Annotated in this window: 10 protein-coding genes; 1 reads left to right on the top strand and 9 read right to left on the bottom strand. The window is 49.5% G+C overall.

Features of this window, described 5'->3' with window-relative positions; translation table 11 throughout:
• Window positions 1–429 precede the first annotated feature (429 nt).
• Both FJM74_RS08175 and FJM74_RS08170 read right to left on the bottom strand, forming a co-directional pair.
• Window positions 430–1,971: a RagB/SusD family nutrient uptake outer membrane protein gene (locus FJM74_RS08175; protein WP_187262098.1), complete on the bottom strand. Its 1,542-nt coding sequence runs from the start codon at window positions 1,969–1,971 to the stop codon at window positions 430–432.
• Window positions 1,972–1,981: 10 nt separating this feature from the next.
• A complete protein-coding gene (locus tag FJM74_RS08170; protein ID WP_187262097.1) occupies window positions 1,982–5,215 on the bottom strand; it encodes a SusC/RagA family TonB-linked outer membrane protein in 3,234 nt (1,077 codons plus the stop codon).
• A gap of 638 nt (window positions 5,216–5,853) precedes the next feature.
• Here FJM74_RS08170 and FJM74_RS08165 point away from each other — a divergent pair.
• A complete protein-coding gene (locus FJM74_RS08165; protein ID WP_187262096.1) occupies window positions 5,854–6,621 on the top strand; it encodes an IclR family transcriptional regulator in 768 nt (255 codons plus the stop codon).
• Between the two features lie 399 nt (window positions 6,622–7,020).
• On the opposite strand, the gene FJM74_RS08160 is transcribed toward FJM74_RS08165, so the two are convergent.
• From FJM74_RS08160 to FJM74_RS08130, 7 genes are all read right to left on the bottom strand, one after another.
• On the bottom strand, window positions 7,021–8,526 hold the full coding sequence (locus FJM74_RS08160; RefSeq protein WP_187262095.1) for a pectinesterase family protein: 1,506 nt from the start codon (window positions 8,524–8,526) through the stop codon (window positions 7,021–7,023).
• On the bottom strand, window positions 8,523–10,208 hold the full coding sequence (locus FJM74_RS08155) for a T9SS type A sorting domain-containing protein (protein ID WP_187262094.1): 1,686 nt from the start codon (window positions 10,206–10,208) through the stop codon (window positions 8,523–8,525). Before FJM74_RS08155 ends, FJM74_RS08160 begins: the two co-directional genes overlap by 4 nt.
• A gap of 83 nt (window positions 10,209–10,291) precedes the next feature.
• Window positions 10,292–12,703, bottom strand: a complete 2,412-nt coding sequence (locus FJM74_RS08150; protein ID WP_187262093.1) for a DUF5123 domain-containing protein — start codon at window positions 12,701–12,703, stop codon at window positions 10,292–10,294.
• A 270-nt stretch (window positions 12,704–12,973) separates the two neighbouring features.
• A complete protein-coding gene (locus FJM74_RS08145; RefSeq protein ID WP_187262092.1) occupies window positions 12,974–15,349 on the bottom strand; it encodes a DUF5123 domain-containing protein in 2,376 nt (791 codons plus the stop codon).
• Between the two features lie 511 nt (window positions 15,350–15,860).
• A complete protein-coding gene (locus FJM74_RS08140; protein ID WP_187262091.1) occupies window positions 15,861–19,160 on the bottom strand; it encodes an Ig-like domain-containing protein in 3,300 nt (1,099 codons plus the stop codon).
• A gap of 392 nt (window positions 19,161–19,552) precedes the next feature.
• Window positions 19,553–20,518, bottom strand: coding sequence for a hypothetical protein (locus tag FJM74_RS08135; protein WP_187262090.1), 966 nt, complete (start codon window positions 20,516–20,518; stop codon window positions 19,553–19,555).
• Window positions 20,519–20,804: 286 nt separating this feature from the next.
• Window positions 20,805–22,583 (bottom strand): RagB/SusD family nutrient uptake outer membrane protein, encoded by a 1,779-nt coding sequence (locus FJM74_RS08130; RefSeq protein WP_187262089.1) that lies wholly within the window; start codon window positions 22,581–22,583, stop codon window positions 20,805–20,807.
• Window positions 22,584–22,597 lie beyond the last annotated feature (14 nt).

Below are 22,597 nucleotides of genomic sequence, written 5' to 3'. Positions count from 1 at the left end.
CATTGCTACAGGCTGAAGTTGCTTTATAAACCTCCGGCCTAACCGGAAGCTGGCAATCTGCAGCGCAAAGAATGAAGTTTAAGTGTGGTCTCAGCATTTTCTGGGGAGTTCATGAATACTGCACCGCCAGCCGCCAGAACTGATTCAGTGCATCTGTTGGAAGGAGGCAGCATTTGCAGTGCCCCACCAATTATTGGAATGAAAAAGCCCCTCCGGGAGCTCTGCTGCTCAACTCATACAAGACCTTGTTTACCATTCATCCTGATGTTGAGGCTGGTCAGAATCCATCATGGCATGGCCATAACGGACTCCAACCAATCTCTCCCTAAATTATTCTAATCAAACTGGCCCTCCAGAGGCTCTACTGCTGTTGCTGCTGCGCAACCCGTAAGTTAGTTTGCGCAGCAGCTCTCAGGCGTTACTACCTGATTAGTTATAGCCTTCGTTCTGCACCAGGTTCGGGTTGGCGTCCAGTTCTTCCTGCTGGAAAGGCAACACATAATTTGCCTCCGAAAACTGAAGCTGGGCACCAGCAGGCGTTCTAAGAGTTGGGAGTTTAATGTGTGCAATGCGCCATCTCTTCAGATCGTTGTAGCGCTGGCCTTCCAGAGCAAACTCCACGCGCCGCTCGTTGCGGATATACTCCCGTAGCGACTCTTTGGTGTTGTACTTTGCCTGGTCTACCGGCGGCATGTTTACACCAGGTCTGCTCCTTACCTCGTTCAGGGCGTTGTAAACAGCCTCACTGGGTCCGTTTACTTCGTTCATTGCCTCCGCATACATCAGCAGGATGTCGGCATAGCGCAGGTGTATGTAGTCCTGGTCCGAGCTCTGGGCTGTGGTATTGGTAATAGGAGCACGCGACAGGTCTACGTATTTCTCCACCAGGAAGCCGGTCATGGTCGGGTAGCTGCCAGTCCACTCTGTACCGGAGGCGTTTCGCCATACTTCGCCTGGCAGTTTCACGGTCATGTCGAGGCGCGGGTCGCGGTTGGCATAAGGATTTTGGGGGTCGAACAGCGGAGACTCACCGGCAGGTTTCCCGTCGGTCATCTGGTAGGCATCCGCAAGGTCCTGGTAAGGCTGCATCAGCGACCACCAGCCCAATTCTATGTCCATGCCGGAGTTGCTCCGGTGCACGTTGTTTGGCGCGAGGTACTGCGTCGAGAACATGATTTCTCGATTTACCTCAGCGTTGGCCTGGCCGGCGGTACGGAACAGGGCAGCATAGTTATTTGCCAGACCAAATTTACCTGAGTTAATAATCTGCTGCAGCACCGGAATGGCTTCGGCGAATCGGTTCTGCGTCAGGAGCACTCTCGCCTTAATACCCTGGGCGCTGGCCTTAACGGCATTCCCGGTGTAGCGTTCGTCAGGCAGGTTGGCAATGGCAAAGTCAAGATCCTCATGTATGAAGGCATACACCTCTTCTGCGGTACTCTTGGCTATGTTGGCATCGGCTAATACCGCAGGAAAATTTCTATAAATAATTACCCCGCCAAAAGCCTGTACCAGGTCGAAATAGGACAAGGCTCTGATAAACCTAACCTCCGCTCTGTACCTGGTATTGAGTTCCTCACTGATGGGGGCTTTGTCCACATTATCCAGAAAGTAGTTGCAGGAGGCGATGGCGCGGTAGGGCGAGCTGTACATATTAGACACAGCCGCGCCCGACACTGGCGTGATGTTGCCTGTGGCCAGGTCTGGCATCCCTCTCTGGTTACCATTCCCCGGATCGAGGAAGGCATTGTCTGTAATTCCATCCAGGTAAACCCTTTCGTACCCCAGGAAATTCTGCTGCAGCCTGGAGTAAACACCGGCAAGCGCAGCCTTCGCCTCATTCTCTGTCAGCCAGAAGGTTTCATTCGAAACACTGTTCAGAGGCGCCTTCTCGAGGAAGTCCTTGCAGGAAACTCCCACAACGAGCATCCCTGCTGATAACAAAACCGAAATTTTATGTTTGATTCGCATTGTCTTAAACTTAGAAGTTAATGTTGGTACCTACGTTGTAGATTCTGGCCTGCGGATATTGTGCAAAGTTACCCGTGATGCTGGCCCTTTCAGGATCGCCACCCTCATACTTGGTCCAGGTGAGCAGGTTGTCGCCGGATACGTACACGCTGATGCCTTTGGACTTGATTCTGGAAACAAGTGCAGTTGGCAGAGAGTAAGATAGCACCACGTTCTTGAGGCGCAGGTAGGAGGCATCCTGCAGGTAATAAGTTGAGTTGATATAGGCTTGCACTCCCCGGTAGTTTTGAATATAGAGACCAGGAAGCTCATTTGTCGGGTTCTCCGGTGTCCAGGCATTTCGCCACTTTTCAGTTGGCGCAGCTCCCTGGTGGAACGGATCGACACCCCAGCCACTTACCCTGGCCTGCATGCCCTGCACGCCCTGGAAGAAAGCGTCGAGGCTAAAACCTTTGTAGCCCACATTAAAGCCAAACGAATAAATATAATCCGGGTAAGCACCTTTTACCACTATGCGGTCATCGGCATCTATTATGCCATCGCCGTTCTGGTCCTTCATTTTCAGATCGCCAGCCTTTGGAGTAGTATTGGCCGCATGCTGTGGCACACCTTCCTTTAGCGCACCATCCTCGTCGAAATCATCGAGTTGGAATATGCCGTTCCACTCATACAAGTAGTGAGAGTCGAAAGGGAGCCCGTTCACTCTTACCAGGGAGCCTCCTGTGGTTGGCACAGGAATGTTAATTACCTTGTTTCGGACAGTAGAAATCTGCCCAAATACACCGTAGTTCACCTCCCCTACCTGGTTCCGGTGCGACAACTCCAGTTCAATGCCCTGGTTCCGCATTTCGCCGTTGTTTATGGTAGGCGGATTCAGGCCAAGGCTGGCAGGCACCGGCGGCGTGGACAGGATGTCGTAACTTGTTTTCCGGAACCAGTCGAAGGTTACGCCCAGCAGCCCGTTTTTCACATCCATGTCAAAGCCAAAATCGAGCATGCGGGTCGACTCCCAGCGGATACTCTGGTCTACGAACAGGTTCACAACAGCTCCCTGCTGCGCCGTGGCATTATCAAAGGGGTAAAACACGTTGTTAATTACCAGGTTGTTGTGGTAGGCATAAGTCCCTATATTCTGGTTACCCAGTGTACCATAAGAACCGCGTAGCTTAAAGTTGCCAATCGTGTTGCCGAAGGTGTTGCGGAAGAAATCTTCCTCCGACATTAACCAGCCAGCAGATACCGACGGGAAAGCGCCCCAGCGATAGCCAGGCGACACCCTGGACGTACCATCGTAGCGCAGGTTGGCCTCTAGCAGATACTTGCCTTTATAGTCGTAGTTCACACGGCCGAAATAAGACTGCAGCGCCCACTCTGTAGGCTGCAGCACACCTGGCAGGCGCGGGTGGGTAAAGAAAAGGGATTGGTTTTCTGCCGTATAAGCGGTAAGTTCATCCAGTACCGGCGAGGCTGAGTTAATTCTTCTGGCCCTAAGGAAGCGAGACCTGTAAGTAACCTGCTCATAGCCAGCCAACAGCTTAAAGTTATGGATATCGTTCAGGCTCTTATCGTAGGTAATGGTAGAGAAGATGGTAGGCGTCAGTTGCTTGGCATACTGGTCTGTAACCCCCAGCACGTCAGGACCAAAAGACGCGGCTATGTACTCTCCTGTTTCCGGGTCCCGCTCCTGAAACAGGTAAGCGTCGTAAGGTTGCTGGTGCATTTTATAGAATTCATCCACATAGTTTACCGCAGCCTTGGTAGACCAAGTAAAGCCCTTAAACGGCTTGATGTCTATAAAAGCCTGGCCATTCAGGTTGTATTCCTGGGTGCGCTGGCGGCCCATGGCGTAGTATTCCTGCGGGTTCCGGTTTCTACCTTCTCCCTGGTATGCTCTGGAGGCGATCCGCCCGCTGCCATCCGGCAGAAAAGGACCATAAAGCGGACCAGCCGCATAGATAGAAAGCGCCATACCCTCGCCGGTAAACGGCGGTTCCTTTCTGTCTTTATAGGCCAGATTCATAACAGTACCTACAGTAACGTGCTTGCTTAATTCGCTTGTATAGCTAAGCAGGCCGTTGTACCTGTTAAAATTATAACCAGGTATCATAGCGTTCTGGTCGAGATAGCTCAGGGAGAGGTTAAAGCTATTCTTTTCTCCGCCACCCGATACCGACAGGCTGTGGTTGGTAACAGTGGCCGGGTTAATATAATAGTCAACGTTGTCGAAATTAGGGTACAGATTCCTGTCAGTGGCATTACGATACTTTTCAATCTCTTCCGGATCGTATTTAAAGGGTATACCCGATCTGGTGGCCGCTTGGTTGTACATTTCCATGTACTCTGCCGAATTGGTGATCAGATCCGGTAAAGCTGTAGGCGTGTGCCGGGCTACATTGCCACGGTAGCTTACGTTCAATTGCCCGGACTTTCCTCTTTTAGTAGTTACCAGAATAACCCCGTTGGCAGCCCTAGAACCATAAATAGAGGCAGAGGCTGCATCTTTCAGCACCGTTACCGACTCTATATCGTCTGGCGACAGGTTGTTAAATGCACCCACTACGCCATCGATCAGCACAAGTGGATCGGAGTTTCCAAAGGTTCCCCTTCCTCTTATGCGGAAATCAGGGTTATCGCGGCCAGGCTCTCCGGATGGCTGCGTTACCTGCACCCCCGTTACGCGCCCCTGAATCAGGTTGGCGGCATTAGGAGCAGGCCTTTGCGTGAGCGTCTCCCCCGCTACCGTAGAAACGGCACCGGTCAGATTGGCTTTGCTCTGGGTGCCGTAGCCCACTACTACCACCTCCTGCAGGGCTCTGGCATCGGGTGCCAGGCTTATGTTTATAGTGGCGCGGTTATTAACAGGCACTTCCTGCGCGGTGTATCCTACATACGAAACAACCAACGTACCCGTACCCGGTACCGCCAGCGAAAAGTTGCCATCCAGGTCTGTGGCTGTGCCCCTGGTTGTTCCTTTTACCATAACGGTTACGCCCGGAAGCCCGGCTCCATTCTCATCCACCACTTTTCCTGTTACCGTAACGTCCTGCTGAGGCTTGCTGGCAGCACGAACTGCTTTGCCATTTGCTTCAGCACTGCTGCCTCCCATAGAGGCCATCACTATTTCCTGCAGCCCGCTCCCCCTAACCTGGGAGAGTGCCTGCTGTTGACTATAGCCAACCTGGCTCACTCCCAGCAGCATGCAGGGGAGCAGCAGTTTACTGATTGGGTAGATAATTTTTTTCATGTGTGTATAGTTTAAGAATGTAATTCATAAAACATTGATAAAAACAGCTAGTGGAATAGAAAACAAGAAAGTGCCAGGAGGGCACTCCCTACCAAGAAGGAAAACAGCCTGCTCAGCTAATGCGCTGAACATGTGCTGCTCATCAGGAGGCAGGCAACTGAGCAAGTACTATAAGAACGATTCAGCAAGCCTCAAACTAATGTTAGTTATTTGTATGTCAAAAAAATATATGAACACCTGGCTCATATACTGAAAAAAGAACGTAGAAGCAGCAGCAACAAAACCAAGGGCGTGCATTAAAAGCAAGCTTCCAAATTCAATTCAAAGATAAATAATTATTTTATATATGAAAATATTTTGAATATAAATTTCAAATATAAATAACCTGTTTTTTTTGAGCCTGCCGAAAGATGGATCAGGCACACCTTTCAGTAATAAGAAAACCTGCTGATTTTGCAGCCACAGGCACGGCATTAACAGATTTTTTCTATTTAAAATACACAAAAGGCAGCAGAAGATGGACCTAAATAATAGAAGTGCAAGATATTTATAGTATCTTGGTTTGCAGAAAATATAAGCTGCCACAACTACAGAAGGCACAACTTAATAGATCATACACCAAACCTAAACAAACAACGATGACAGAAAAAGCTGTCAAGTACCAGGCTCCCGCCCTGGAAAAGGGCCTCGACATACTAGAGTACCTGGCCCTGAAGGCCATTCCCCTCTCCCAGACCGAGATTGCCATTGGCATTAACCGAAACCCAAACGAGATCTTCCGCATGCTTGTCTCCCTGGAGGCGCGCGGCTACATAAATCGGGAGGAGATATCGGGCAAGTATAAATTATCGCTTAAGCTCTACAACCTCTCGCACAGGCACTCGCCCGTAGACGAGATTCGTGCTGCCGCCCAGTACCCCATGTACCAGTTGGCTGGCCTGCTCAAACAGTCGTGCCACCTGAGCGTGCTCTACCAGAACCAACTGATGGTGATACACCAGGCCAAGAGCCCCAGCCCTATTGCCCTCTCCATTGAGGAAGGGAGCCTCTTCCCGCTGCTGCTCACCGCCTCCGGCAGGGTGCTGCTGGCGTACATGGAACAAGAGGAGCGACAGACGGTGCTCAAGGAGAACGAGCTTTTCCAGAGCTACTCCAAATTACAGCAGAAGAAGTTCCTCCAGCTGCTCGACCAGATCCGCGAAACCGGGCAGCACGGCGAGGCCAGTAACCTCTCGAAGGGCGTAACCGATATTGTAGCCCCCATCGGCAACAAAGGAACGGGCGTGGTAGCCGTACTAGCCGTCTCTATCCTGACCACAGAGTACAACGAAGACATTTCGCTGGAAGAAACCAACAAGGTTGTGCTTGAGTATGCGCACCGAATTAGCAACCGCATCGGGCTTTAATTTGATTGCTGGTTGTTGATTGCTGGTTGTTAAATGGTTGATTTGGAGATTGGGAGCTTAGGAGAGAGACATAATGGATTAATAGACCTATGTCGTGCTACGTGATACGACCATCTTGCTGCGAAAGTCTTGATCCTGTGTCCTGCGTCTTATGTCCCCAAAAGCCTCCGGAGGGCCATTTTCATTGGAATAATTACCAAACTCTTTATAAGCAGAAACCCGCTCCCTTGCTATTATACATAGACAGGAGAGCGGGTTTTATTTTACTTTACCACATCGGGCAGAAAAATAAGGTCAGGTAGCGCAGGTGCAGCAGAAGAATCTAGCTCCGGAGGGCCTGTTTCATTTAAATAATTGCCTCCCGGTGCTTCAGCCCCGGCTATCGTTTACGGGGTAAGGCTACCTCCCTCCCAGGTAAAACTTTTTTACCACTGTCTCTCCTTTCCGGTTTGTCAGTTTTATCAGCAAGGCGCCACCTTCTAAACTGTTCAGGTTTAACTGCGTGGTATTTTTTGCTTTTTTTAGGAGCTTGCCAGAAAACGTGTACACCTCCATATCTACCTTCTCGGAAACGGTAAGCCTGGCATCTTCTATCTTTACCTGAAAGGCCTGCGCTACATCGCCCTTAACAGAAGTAACAGTGGACTGTACGGTTACGGTATTAGAGGTATTGCTCAGGTTGCCGTTTTCAGCTACCGCCTGTATGTGGTACGTGTTGGCAATGGCAGGATCTACGCCTGTATCGGTAAAAGTGGTTGCCTCAGAAAAACTGATGGCCGTATTGTTTCTGCTGATCACGTAGCCCTTTGCGCCTTCTACTGCCTGCCAGGTCAGTTCATACAAATTGTTGGTAAGTTCGGCTGGCGCAGGAAGGCTTTCGGTAGCAGCGCGCGGATCCCAGATCACATTATCCTTCTTTAGGAAATAATCGAGGTTATAATAAGCTTCCACTTCTTCGGCCGTAAGCTGCGTACTCCAATCCACACGCTGACTTACATCAAGCGGCTCGCCGGCCAGGTCTTTGCTCTGGTACTCAGCAAATGTGCCCGACAGGTGGTTATTGCCACTCCACGTAGACCAACCCTCCGCCCGGATATGGTTGCCCATGCGAGTGTTGATAAAAGCGGTAGAACCGGGCGATCCCCAGGGGCGGCCGAGGTAATACCTGTTGTCCGGCACACCTGTGTTAGCGGTAATGGTACAGTTCAGAAAGAGCAGCCCATGATAAAAATCCTTGTTGTCGGTTGTTTTAGAAATGAGCTTGGTGTCGTTGTGGGCCGTGATGTATTGCCCGCCTTCCACGCAGTTGATCGTGGAATTCTCAAATACCGTAGTGGCATCGCCGAAGATGAAATCGGTGGCTCCTTCCACGTAGCAATCCAGGTTATACTGGCGTTTGGAATGGGCATAGTAGGTATCCTGAAAACCCAGGAAAGTGCAGTTTTTAAATACCTGCCGGTCGCCGGTGGTACGAATGGCAACTGCCTGCCCCACATTTCCCGCCGTGTTCCTAACGGTGATGTTCTCCATGTACAGGTCATCGGCCGATGCCCACAAAGTATAGGAGGTTGCAGTAGTATAGTTGGTGCCGCCGGGGCCAGGCTTGCCGCTGTAGTCGTTCCAGCTGATGATAACGCCCTCTCGGCTCTCGCCGATCAGGCTGAGGTTTATGAAACGCGCATTTAATTTTTCTTCATATACTCCGTTTTTGATAAAGATCAGCGTACGGGTAGGCTTGTTGGTGCGCACGGCCTCAATGGCAGCATGTATGGTAGTATGCGTGCCGGAGCCATCTTTGGCCACCACAAAGTTATACACCTGGGCCTGTGCAGCCGGAGCCAGAAACAATACACACACTAACCCGAGGGCTAGTGTGTGTATCTTAGTTAAGAATCTTCTAATCATTGCTTGATAATTTTTCGTTCGGCTGTGCTGCCATTCTGGAACACGGCTTTCATGATATAAAAACCTGCTTTCAGGCTTCCGATAGCCAGGTAGCTATCCTGAGCGGCACCTACATCCTGTTTAGACAGTATGAGTTTTCCGGTCAGGTCAAAAAGCTCCACCTTGGCAATACGCTCGCTGCTCCTGAAGAACAACTTGTCGGAGGCCGGGTTAGGATACACCTCATACTGCTGAACAGCAACTGCATCGCGGCTGCTTGTAACTGTGCCGGGCAGGATGGTGTGCAGGTAATTTTCCAGGTTGGAGAAACCGTTTTCAGCTATCAGCTTTCCGTCTTCCACGTCTTCCGGATTCAGGCCGTTCTCAATCTCCCAGGCATCCGGAATACCGTCTTTGTCGGTATCGGTCGGGCCGCTTAGCTCAGCAAACACCGGCCAGCCGCCTACTTCGGATGGGTTATTGACAATACCCGTCCCTTTTACGGGCACCTCCCCTTTTACTTCAGCCACTATCCGGGCATCCACGGCATCGCGCTTGGGCAGTTTAGCGCCTGCTTCTTCCAGCACCAACTCAAAAGCTTCCTGTGCAGAATGTGTAGTGACACCATCAAAGGCAAACTCCTCCTCAGACTTTATATTGTCTACTGACCCTACGCGGCTAACATCCAGCCCTAGCCAGTTGTTATCGTTCATGCCGCCGGTGATGCCTTCCATATAATTGCCGGAGAAGTACCACTTGCCATACCCTTTTGCCGCATCAGGCAACGATTCGTAGGAAGGGGCTGCAAAAATAGGGTTGCTGGGAGTGGCAGGCCCCGGTTTGTAGTAGTTGTTCACCATGTTGGTAAAGTTGCCGGCAATATTTTTTTCAGGGTTTTCAGGATCTGCCACAAATATTTCGCTCTCTCCGCCATACACGGCGCCGCGGCTACCCCAGTTAAAGATCACGTTGTTCCGGAAATCCACCAAAGCTACGGTATCGTTTGAGCGACTACCGTTTATGCGGGGCGAACGGCTTCTCTGGTGGGCAATCAGGTTGTGGTGGTAGGAGGCATATTGCCCTCCCCACTGGGAACCGTACCCGCGAACGCCCTTGCCATGCCCGGCATCATACAACCCTTCGCTCAGGATGCACCATTGCACGGTGGTGTACTTGTTGTCGTACATGCCCATGGTTTCTTCCACTGCCCAGCTAAAGGAGCTGTGGTCCACAATTATGTTCCGGGCGTTTTCGATATTAAGCGGTGTTGTCTGCATGCCTAAATCGCCGCCTGGCCTAAAGCGCATGTACCTGATAATTAAATTGCTGCCCGACAATTTAACAGAGGCTCCTTTAATCGTAATTCCGTCTCCGGGAGCTGTTTCGCCGGCAATGGTCATGTTAGACCGCGACGATTTTAATTCCACGCTCAACGGAATAACCCCAGAAACCCGGAATACAATGGTAATAGGATCTTCTCCTGGCGTGGAGAGTGCTGCCCGAAAGCTGCCTGGTACCGTACGGTAGGCTCTGTCGCGGTCCTGCAGGTTAGTAACTTCCACGATCCGGCCACCCCGCCCTCCTGAGGCGAAGCGTCCATAGCCCTCAGCCCCCGGAAAAGCCAGCTGGCGCTCCTGACCAAATATGTCAGGGCTTACCAGAAATACCAGCACCAGCAAAAAACCTGTGTATAACTTTTTCATATATGTAATTATTATAAAACAAAACTCCGTATAATCAGCTGCTAAGCCGAAAATACGGAGTTTTGCCTTTCTAAACTATGCTATTACTCTTTAATTAATTTCACAGACTGCACTTTGCTGCCGGAGTTGATGCGGGCAATGTACAGACCTGATTTCAGGTTAGCAATATTAATAGAGCCAACACGATCTATTTTGCCAGTCATTACCACACTTCCTGCAATGTTGTAGATGGTTACTTCTACTACAGAAGGTGAGTTGATGTGCAGCACATCTCTTACCGGGTTAGGATAAACCTCAATTTTGGCAGCGGCCAGCTCAGGATCTGCGCTGGTTGTGTTTTCAGGTGCCCAACGTGGAGCACCAATTAAACCACCGTTTGTTCCTGCAGTTAACAGCGCTGTACCTTCGGGCAGTGTAAAATCACCTTCTCCTGGCGTTAAGAAGCCAGGCTCGCCCTCAACAGGATTGGTCAGGGTTACGTTTGCCTGTGCTGTCGCAACTGCTTCTATGTTATGCGCTCCAGCGTCTCTGGCGGAGTTGAAGTTGTGGAACAGGTTGTTGCTGAAGGTGAACGTGCCGGCAGCCGCGTTGATGCGGAACGGCCGTGTGGTCTCGCTGTTGGTCAGCGTGCTCACGATGTTGTTGGTGAACGTGAAGGTGATCTGGTTCTCCTTCGGATCGTTGATCTGGATCAGCGCATCCGCGCCGCCCACTGCAGAAAGACCGTTGTAGAAGGTGTTGTGGTCGATCACGATCACCATCGGGTACTGCTCAGTGCGGCCCTTGCCGGCATCCACGTTGTAGGGGTTCTTGAAGAAACCGCCGAAGTTGGAGAAGGTCGAGTTGGTGATCTCGATGCGGTCGGTGGCGTTCAGCCTCGGGTCTACCACCCAGCCGCTGATGTCGTTCCAGAACACGTTGTTGATCTTCAGCGACTCGTAGCGCAGGCCGCTGTCGTAGAAAAGCTCCACCCCGGTGCTCAGGCCGGTGGCATACATGTCCTCGATCGTGAAGTTGCCGCCACTGAACTCACCGCCGGCGTTTCTTCCGCTGAACTGAAGCACGGCAGCCCGCTGTGGTTTGTTCTCGGCGTTCATGGTCAGGCCGTTCACATCGAAGCCTTTCAGGGTGATGTCAAGGTTGTTGGCTCTTGGCATGAAGGCACCGCCGTACAGGGTCACCCGTGGGTTCTGGGCCAAAGCCTCGTCGCCCATGATGGTCACGTTCTGCTTGATCTCGATGCCGCCGCGCACGATGTACTCGCCGGCGCTCTCCAGCACGATGATGTCGCCGGGCGACCAGCCTGCTGTGTTCTCGATAAAGGTCTTCAGAGAGTTCTCCTCCGTGTTAGAGATGCGGTGAATGGTATATACAGCATCTTCGTCAGACCATGACGGGTCACCAAGTGCGCTGTTTTCAGTTCCTGCTGTCAGAAGTGGAGAATTGGAAGCAAGACTAAAGTTTCCGGCAGCTGGGTTAAGGAAGCCCGGTTCACCGGTCACAGGGTTCGTAAGCGTCACATTTTCCTGTGCTGTTGCAACAGCTTCTATGTTATGCGCTCCAGCGTCTCTGGCGGAGTTGAAGTTGTGGAACAGGTTGTTGCTGAAGGTGAACGTGCCGGCAGCCGCGTTGATGCGGAACGGCCGTGTGGTCTCGCTGTTGGTCAGCGTGCTCACGATGTTGTTGGTGAACGTGAAGGTGATCTGGTTCTCCTTCGGATCGTTGATCTGGATCAGCGCATCCGCGCCGCCCACTGCAGAAAGACCGTTGTAGAAGGTGTTGTGGTCGATCACGATCACCATCGGGTACTGCTCAGTGCGGCCCTTGCCGGCATCCACGTTGTAGGGGTTCTTGAAGAAACCGCCGAAGTTGGAGAAGGTCGAGTTGGTGATCTCGATGCGGTCGGTGGCGTTCAGCCTCGGGTCTACCACCCAGCCGCTGATGTCGTTCCAGAACACGTTGTTGATCTTCAGCGACTCGTAGCGCAGGCCGCTGTCGTAGAAAAGCTCCACCCCGGTGCTCAGGCCGGTGGCATACATGTCCTCGATCGTGAAGTTGCCGCCGCTGAACTCACCGCCGGCGTTTCTTCCGCTGAACTGAAGCACGGCAGCCCGCTGTGGTTTGTTCTCGGCGTTCATGGTCAGGCCGTTCACATCGAAGCCTTTCAGGGTGATGTCAAGGTTGTTGGCTCTTGGCATGAAGGCACCGCCGTACAGGGTCACCCGTGGGTTCTGGGCCAAAGCCTCGTCGCCCATGATGGTCACGTTCTGCTTGATCTCGATGCCGCCACGCACGATGTACTCGCCGGCGCTCTCCAGCACGATGATGTCGCCAGGTGCCCAGCCTGCTGTGTTCTCAATAAAGGTCTTCAGAGAGTTCTCCTCTGCATTGGAGACGCGGTGTGTTACCTGGGCCTTCGCACTTACGTTTAGAAAGACCAGTAAGAAAGCCAGCAAACTGGCTCCTTTGACATAATCAAAGTAAGTTTTAATCATAATTTTGGGATTAAAAGGTTTAAAAAAATCAACTGTATAAATTTAAAATATTATCATCAGGTACAATCACCTGTTTATATACGAACGTTCTTTCACCACGAACATCTTTTTCGCTCGGCATTTCAGCTTCATATTCTACCTTAAAGAGAATACCAACATCAGGAGCGTTCTTTAATAAAACTGCTTTACTACTCTTAAATAGGGAAACAAAACTCCGCCATATCGGCCCTTTGCCGAAAACACAGAGTCTCGTTCACCTATACCTTGCTATTACTCTTTAATTAATTTCACAGTCTGCACTTTGATGCCGGAGTTGATGCGGGCAATATATAAGCCTGACTTCAGGCCAGAGATATTGATTGAACCAACACGGTCTATTTTACCAGTCATTACCGCACTTCCTGAAATGTTGTAGATGGTTACTTCCACTAGAGAAGGTGAGTTGATGTGCAGCACATCTCTTACCGGATTAGGATAAACCTCAACTTTGGCAGCAGCCAGCTCAGGCTCGGAGCTGGTAACAAGACCCGGATCCCAACGCGGGTCTCCCATTATAGTACCATTGGTACCGGCAGTCAGGTATCCTAAATCAGTTGGCAAAGTAAAGTTGCCTTCCTGGGGATTAGCGAAAGTTGGATTACCGGGAACCGGATTCGTTACAGATACATTGCTTTGAGCAGCAGCTACAGCATCTAAGTTGTAAATGCCGCCTTCACGGGTTGAGTTGAAGCTATGGAAAAGGTTATTGTTGAATCTGAACGTGCCTGCTGTCGGGTTAATTCGGAACGGACGCGACGTAGTTTGCTCGCCTAAGGTGCTGACGATGTTATTGCTGAAAGTGAAGTCTATCTTACCTTCCTTAGGGTCATTGAGCTGAAGGAACACATCTGCACCCGATACTCCTGTAGAAGCCACATTGTAGAAGGTGTTGTGGTCAATTAAGATTACCATCGGGTATACTGCGGTGCGTTCTTTGTTCGGATCTACATTGTACGGGTTCTTCAAGAAACCACCAATGTTCCAGAACGTTGAGTTTGTCACTTCAATTCTGTCTGTGGCATTGATCCTGGGGTCGATCACCCAGCCACTGATATCGCTCCAGTTCACTCTGTTGATCGTCAGGAACTTGTAGTGCAAGCCAGAATTATAGTAGAGTTCTACGCCAGTGAGAAAGCCGGTTGCATTCATGTCTTCAATAAGGATCGTGCTATTTTCGAACTTATTGTCAGCACCAAACTGTACGATAGCTGCTCTCTGCTCACTCCCCGTATCGTTTGTTGTCAGACCATTCATGTCGAAATTCTCCAGTACAATATCCAGATCATTGGCTTTTGGCACTAAGGCTCCTCCATGCATAACAATAAGCGGCCGCTGAGCCAGCCCCGCAGCTCCCCTGATGGTAATGTCCTGCTTGATCTCGATACCGCCGCGCACAATATACTCACCTGCGCTCTCCAGCTCAATGATGTCGTCTGGCGACCATTTGCTTATATCCTCGATAAAGGTCTTCAGCGAGTTCTCTTCGGCATTCGAGATGCGGTGTATACTATAAATAGCCGCTTCTGTTGCCCAGGTCGGATCGCCTAACGCGCCAGCCTCTGTGTCAGCTTTCAACAATGGGGAACCGGTAAAAAGGCCAAAATTGCCTACAGCCCGGTTGGCAAAGCCTGGGTCATTTGTGTTAAGGTCTGTGACGGTTACAGTAGAAAGCTCAGAGATTGGATCTAAGTTGTACGCCAGCCCACCCGCACCAGTGGCCACAAAGTCGTGCAGAACGTTGTTGGTGAAGTTAAATGTACCTGATTCTGCGCTCAGCAGGAACGGCCGTGCGTTTTTATGGTCTTTGAGTGTGCTGACGATGTTATTGGAAAAAGTCAGGCTCACAGAGGCGTCTTTCGGGTCGTTGATCTGGAAAAGCGCCTTATTCTCTGAACCAATCCGGTAAAAGGTGTTATGGTCCACTACAATTTTCTGCTGGATCACCTCTTCTCGGCCTTCTTTTGAGAAATAAGGATTGAACATGAAGCCACCAGCATTATAGAAGGTAGAGTTTGTGATGCTTAAATCTTTAAGGGCATTTATGCGCGGATTAAACACCCAGTCGGTTATATCGTTCCAAATAACGTTCTCGACCACTATCTTATCATAAACCTGCCCCTGGTTGTAGAACAGTTCTATGCCGTTTTTCAGGCCATAAGCGTGCATATCCTCAATATGGATGAGCTTGGCACCGAAGGCATTTAGCCTACCGTACTCTATAATCATGGCACGCACTTCTTTGTCCTCTGCATCCCTGGTCTTGCCATTAATGTCAAAACCTTTTAACGTAATACTAAGGTCTGCTGCTGCCGGCCTGAAGCCGCCGCCATGAAAGGTAATCATCGGGCGAGTAGCCGCTTCGGAATCACCTATGATGGTAATGTCCTGTGTGATGCTGATATGGCCCGTCTCCATATAGTTTCCTTCCAACATTATTATGTCGCCAGGCGCCCATTTCGTCGGATCCTCTATAAAGGTCTTCAGCGAGTTCTCCTCCATACTAGAGATGCGGTGTACCTCCTGGGCTTCGGCATTTACCTGCAGAAGAACCAGTAAGACGGCCACAAGACTAGCGCCTTTTAAAAATTTAAAGTAATTTTTTATCATAATGCTGAGATTAAGGGTTAAATAATTTACGATTGAGATCTTATTTTTCATCGGGTTAAATCACCCGTTAAACACGAACGTTTGTTTTCAGCAGGGCAACACGTAAATCGAAACTACTATCCAATCCTGCTACTCTCTGTATACAATTATGCTAATCAAAATGCCCCTCCGGAGGCTATAGCTGCTGCTGAATTGATGTTGCCTAATGCCCACAAGTTCTTTTCTTCCAGGAGGACGGAGCAGTTCGCGTTACAGCAGCTAAAGGCTATCATAGACTGCCACTTAGCTTACCGGAACCATACATAGTATCACCTTAAGAAAAACGACACACATACCACGATACCTCACATTTTATGCTTTGTTTATAAGGTGAAACAAATTCCGCTAAGTTGTGCCGATGACTAGAAGCAATTTAACCATTCAACAATCAGCAACTAACAACCAGCAATTAATCTAATCAAAATGCCCCTCCAGAGGCCACTGCTGCTTCAGGCTGGCCAGTTGGCAGCCCTTACTGCTTCATTAATTTCCGCTCAGCGGTGTGCCCGTTCCTAAAGAAAGAGCGCATAACATAAAAGCCTGCCCGCAGGTGTCCTACCCCTATATGATTATCCTGAGCAGGATCGAAATCGGTTTTGGCAAGCACAAGCCTGCCGCTTAGGTCGTAGAGCTCTACTTTTAGTAACTTTTCGGTACTGCTGAAGAACACTCTGTCGCTGGCCGGGTTGGGGTACATTTCAAAACCGGCAGCCAGCATTTCGCCGCTGCTGGTCACGAGGCCCGGCACCAGGCTGTTTAGGTAAATCTCCAGGTTGGAATAACCTCCCTCCACAATTATCTTCCCATCTTCTGCATCGCCCGGGTCCAGGTTGTGCGCCAGTTCCCAGGCATCCGGCATACCATCCTTATCGGAATCAGTGGGTGCTGCTGTGCTGTTGTAATTCGGCCAGCCACCTACTTCCGAAGCGGCATCTATAATGCCATTTCCTCTTACCGGCACATCGCCTCGGGTCTCGGCCACTATGCGGGCATCCACGGCATCCCTTTTTGGCAGAATGGCACCGGCATTCTCCAGCACCAGGCTGTAGGCCTCCTGCGCCGAATGTGTTTGCACCGGATCTACCGGAAACCAGTACTGGTGCCTGATATTATCTGTGCCACCCACTCTGCCGGCATCCACGCCCAGCCAGTTGTCGTTGTTCATGCCACCGGTTACGCCTTCCATGTAGTTCCCGTCGAAATACCACTTGGCATGCCCCATGGCTGTATTACCTTCTGTTACATACGAAGGCTCGGCAAACAGACGGGTACCTGGTGTAGCCGGACCTGGCTTGTAGTAGTTGTTCACGAAGTTTACTTTGCTCTCACCGCCCCGTATTTCTTCTTCGCCGCCGTAAACAGCCCCTCTGCTGCCCCAGTTAAAGATCACGTTGTTCCGGAAATCGACTAAGGCCACGGTGTCGTTAGACCGGCTACCATTGATGCGGGGGGAGCGGCTGCGGTGATGGGCCAGCAGGTTGTGGTGGTACGAGGCATACTGGCCGCCCCACTGCGAGCCATAGCTCCGGGCACCTTTGCCATGAACCGAATTGTGCAGGCCCTCGCTCAGGATGCTCCATTGCACGGTGGTGTAATGGTTATCGTACATGCCCATGTTCTCTTCTACCGCCCAGCTGAAAGAGCAGTGGTCTACCATTATATGCCTTGCGTTTTCTATATTCAGAGGCGTGGTTTGTACCCCTGTTTCATCGCCCGGCCTGAAACGGACATACCGTATAATCAGGTTACTGCCCGAGAGCGCCACTGTATTATCTTTGATACAGATCCCATCTCCCGGTGCTGTCTGGCCGGCTATGGTCATGTTTGATCTGTTCGATTTGAGTTCGGCATTTAGTTTTACAATGCCAGACACCCTGAAAACAACTGTAATAGGATCTGTGCCAGGTGTGTTGAGCGCTGCCCGGAAGCTGCCCGGCTCAGGCTGCCCCGACTGGTTCTGATCGAGCAGGTTCGTAACCTCTACTACTCTGCCTCCACGGCCACCTGTGGCATGCTTGCCAAAGCCCTCTGCACCCGGAAATGCAATTGGCTGGCTGTTGGCCGGCGCAGGTTCACCAACCGGACTGTTGGGCGACTGTATGGTAACTTTAGTGGTGCCAAACATAAACCGGTTTTCCTCCGCATAAGCAGTTACTGTTACCACACCACCGGCCACTGCTGTCAGCACGCCGTCTTCAGAGATGGAGGCTATCCGTGCATCGTCCACACCCCAGATCACCTGCGGGTTATCAGGGTCCGCTGGCGTAAGCGTAGCCACCATCTGAACCGATTCCCCATCGCCCAGGGTGGTGCGGCCATCTTCTGCGGCCACGGTAATTGAAGTTATATTCGACTGGTTGCTGATGGTTACATCCACGGAGCCGGTTACGCCCGATCCGTCGGTGGCGGTAGCGGTTACGGTTACCACGCCGCTTGCTTTTGCCACCAGGCCGCCATTCTGGTCGATCGCAGCTAATTGCTCGTTATTTATGCTCCAGATAATGTTCCGGTTTGTGGCAGTACCAGGCAATACGGTTGCCACCATACCCAGGTAGCCACCTTTAACAGTAATAGCAGATTTACCTCCCTGCCCTGCAACAAGAATCTGGCTAACCAGCACCTCTTCCTCCTCTTCATCGTCATCGTCGGAGCCTCCTGACCAGCGCGGGTCTCCTACTGCTCCGCCCGTTGTTCCGGAAGTCAGCAGAGCAGAGTTTTCCGGCAGCGTAAAATCGCCAGCGGCAGGGTCGGCAAACTCAGGATCAACGTTAAGGATATTGCTGGTAACGACATTCGCCTGGGCGGCATCAATACTGGACAGGTTATACCGGCCGTCGTCGCGGGGCGAATTGAAATTGTGGAGAACATTGTTGCTGAAACTGAAAACCCCGGCCAAAGGATCTAACCTGAAAGGCCTGGCGGTAGCCGGATTAATGAGTGTGCTTACAATGTTATTATTAAACGTGAGGCTAACCTGCCCATCTTTGGGGTCGTTTATCTGAATCAGGGCATCTACACCTTCTTCTCCTGAAGCCACCCTATAGATGGTGTTACGGGAAATGATAATCCGCTGTGGAATCCGGAGGGTGCGGTCAGGATTTGTAAAATAAGGATTTCTCAGAAATCCCCCGATATTATAGAATGTGGAATTGGTAATTCTGATCTCGTCGGTAGCGTTGATGCGCGGGTCGAGCACCCACCCGGAGATATCGTGCCAGATAACGTTACGGATCGTGATGGACTTATAGCGAAGGCCCTGTTCATAGAACAGTTCGATTCCTGTACTGAAACCAGATGCCCGGATGTCTTCAAATTTAATGATGCTGTTGCTGAAAGCCCCGTTTTCGGATCTTCTTCCGAAACGCAGCAGTGCGGCTCGTTGTGGGTCGCCCTTTTCATCAAGGGTGAGGCCTTTGGCATCGAAGCCCAGAAAGGTCATGGTGAGGTCGTTTGCCCTTGGTTGAAAACCACCTGATGCCCCAAAAAAGGTGATCAGCGGTCTTTGGTCATTTTTAAGAGCAGGGTCGCCTTTAATAGCTATACTCTGTGTAATCTGAATAGGCCCGTTTACACGGTATTCGCCAGCGCTAACCAGCAGTATGGTGTCGCCGGGAGCCCAGTTGGAGGTATTTTCAATAAAAGTTTTGAGCGCGTCAGGCCCAGTATTCTCGATGGGATGGGTTACTTGTGCTTTGGCATTTAAATTTATCAGAAACAGGAAGGCTAGGAAAAGGCCTGATTTGTACATTAATCTTTTGTAAATTTTAATCATACCTTCAGGGTTAGAGGAAACCTTAATTAACTGCCAACAGGAGGCAATTAGCCGCACATGTAATCTTAGAAACTGGGCACTGAAAAATTACAGTTTTGCAATTGGCCATTCTGACTGAAAAATAAAACGAGGAGGCAGTAGCTCCTCCGTTTATTAACTGACTGAGTCCCGGTGACTATGCTCATCTGAAGCAATTCCGGCCAGAAAGTTAAAGTGCAGTCAGCACGCTGTATTACAAGAGAAATGAAAGGGCAACCGGAATAGTTGGGCAATGCAGCAGGATCAAAATACAACATGTCTTTGGACCGGTTGCAGCCTTGCTGAAACATAAATTGTTCACAGCATTAGTAGCTACTGCAAGTAACCGCTAATGCTGTGAACAAAAGGAATGCTTATTGTAAGAATACTTTTTTAGACAAGCCGCTGTCTGAGCGAACAATGTACAGGCCACCGCCAGAAACTTTCACATTTTTTCCGGAGCCAACCAGTGCGCCTACCATGTTATACACACGCAGGTTTTCTTTAAGGGCTACAAACGTGTTTTCCTGCACATTAAAGAAAGGCTCATTTTTAGCGATTTCCTCTTTGCTGGATGTTACGGCAGGACCAGTAGCTTCAAGCGCCAAGCTGAATACTTTCAGTCTCTGGCCTCTGTTATCGTTTTTCAACGGACCTTGCCAAGGTATAATTCTGATCATGACTGGCTTAGTTGCCGAAAGAGTTGCAACTTCATTAAAGCCTGGATTATCGCCACCAGCAGTAAATGTGTAAGTTGATGCACCTTGCTGTGCAAGAGACTGCATTACATACATCTCCCAGGTCGCGCCATTGTCTTCCGATGCCTCTATAGCAAATGTAACTGACCGGTCGGCATTGATGCTCAGGTCACTGCCTGCAATAATTGTAAGGGATTTAATAGCTGTAACCTGCGGGCTTGTAATATTGCTGATGGTATATTCGCCGGGAGTACCTGCTGCATAAGCTGCCCACTGTGCGCCGTCGAACTCTCTTAGCTGAACATAGCCTCTAAGAGACTCTAAACCAAACTCAGGCGTTCCTTTACCGTTGCAGTTTGGCATAACTGATACGTGCTCAAACGTGAACCCACCATAAGCGCCATTCTCGTTGTGGCTGCTTGCTGAATGCTCTGTAACGTTTTGGTTTTCACCGGCACCACATCCTTTATGGTTCACACCATCTTTCATTACACCAGCATTGTAATAACCTTCAGCAGAAGGCGGAATTTCATTTGGCTTCAGTTCGTACGTACGCGGCTCGTTCTGCGCAAACACACTGCCAGTAGTACCTACGGCAATAAGGAAGGCAGCAAAGAGGTTTTTTGTAATTTTCAATTTCATAGTTAAGAAATTTTTAGTTGAAAAAATATATTTAGCACTCTTAATTAAATACGTAAAATCCGGTTAAAGTGCTGTCTTATTTTATAAAATGTGCATTTATTCACATTTTATAAACCCTCAGCTACAAAAAACATTATAGCTGAGGATCAACACTTTAAGAAACATTATTTTAAACTAGGCAGTAGGCACAAACATCAATTATTCATACTTAAACAATTGTTTCATTTGCAAAACCTGATATATCACAAATCTTGTATATTATCTGGTTCCCGTGTTTATATCTGTATCAGGGAGCAAGTGGGTCAAAACCATCGCCTCCTGTGGTCCAGCCAATAGTTTGTTTTATTTTAGGGTCCTTATCCAAGTTCGTTTGAGGAATAAAATAGAAATTATATAAAGGTTGTAAGTAATTAATTTCTCTTTCGTCCAGAAGAACGTTATAATTTGTAATAAAATACTTATTATAATCCTTGTCCCAATTAATGGTATCACGCATTGAACTTTCAAAGACAGCCTTAGCTTGTACAGCCGGAACATTCGCCACAGAAGCAATATAGTCAGTATTTAATTCTGCTTGTATACCAGTTCTTCTTGTACCATTCAGTTTCTGAGCAAACAAGTTACGACGGCGCAAGTCCCAATGGCGTTTGTTTTCATAGGCTAACTCAAGCTGTCTTTCCAACATTACAGCTTCGCGCATCGTTTCTTTAATCATGCCCGCAGCCAGACCGTAGTTGCCATCGCCTCCGGCTTGTATTCCTGCTCTTTGCCGGATTGCTTTTAACTCCGCATATGCTTCGTCCACTTTTCCTACCTCATTAGCAGCTTCTGCCAAGTTTAACAGCACCTCCGCATATCGTATTTCGATCCAATCGGTTGGAGTTCTGATCGTTTCAGTTTTTGGAATGGAAGCATCCACATTCTTCCTTAAATAGAAACCTGTTGGTGTGTTCTGGTTGGCTTCCTGATCGTTATTAAGGTATGTCCATTGCCTTCTTGTTTTGCTGGTATTCTCATAAAATCTATCACCTGGCATTTGATACACAGCGCTGTTCCAAACGATTGTAGCATAAAAACGAGGATCCCGGCCTTTCCAAAAGAATGTTTGGTCATATCCGGGGTGACCTTCAATTGAATGTCCATCTGCCATTGGGTATGCCTGTACCATTTCCCAGGTTGGATTTGCATTTGCGCCACCTGAGTTCTTAACGCTCGCAGGACGTACGCTATTCTCGTATCCGTGATACTGCTGCGTTTTGTCAAACACGCGCACAAAGATTGCCTCTTTATTCGCCTCATCTAAGAAGATGCGTTCATAGTTCGAATGTAGGGCATGCCCTGCTGCCTGCGCCAATTGTTTGGCCTGAACATTAGCGTCATAAGCGGCGGCCCAGCGTTCAGGCAAGTCATTTGGATTAAATTGCGGACTTGCATAATAAAGCAGAACTCTACCTTTCAGCGCTGCTGCAGCTGCTTTCGTAATCCGACCGTAGCTATTAGACGGCCAGGTAACAGGAAGTTTTGCAATTGCCTCATCAAGGTCCCGCACAATAAGTTCAATACATCTTGATGCAGGGTCACGTTCTCTATAAAGACCCTCGCCTGCATTTACATCCTGCATTTCCATGACCATAGGTACACCTCCATGCAGTTTTACCATTTCCCAATAGTTCCAGGCTCTTAAGAAGAGCGCCTGCCCCTTTATTGGATCTCTTTCTGCCTGAGGAATATTGCCTTTATCTATTTCGGTAACAAGAAGATTTATTCTATTTATTACTCTATAGTTGCCAACACCGTAGTTGCCGACACCATCAGAAACCGTTAACATTCCATACATCATGTTCCCGGCTCCGGTACCCATACCTTCGTCAGAAAGACCCGAGTTTGCAGCACCTCCAAATCCAGGGAGGCTCATGCTGTATAAATTATTCAGATAAAAGGTTGCCAGCGATGCGTTGTTCCACAGATCAGTGTCATCTATCGCATCAAGCTCTTTTTTATCTAATACATCTTCACAGCTCGCAAAAAAGCTAAGCATAAAGAGATATAGCACGTATTTTTTCATATTAAATAATCATT

This window comes from Pontibacter beigongshangensis, assembly GCF_014332515.1.
GTDB lineage: Bacteria > Bacteroidota > Bacteroidia > Cytophagales > Hymenobacteraceae > Pontibacter > Pontibacter beigongshangensis.
This window is presented reverse-complemented; position numbering and strand designations above follow the sequence as displayed.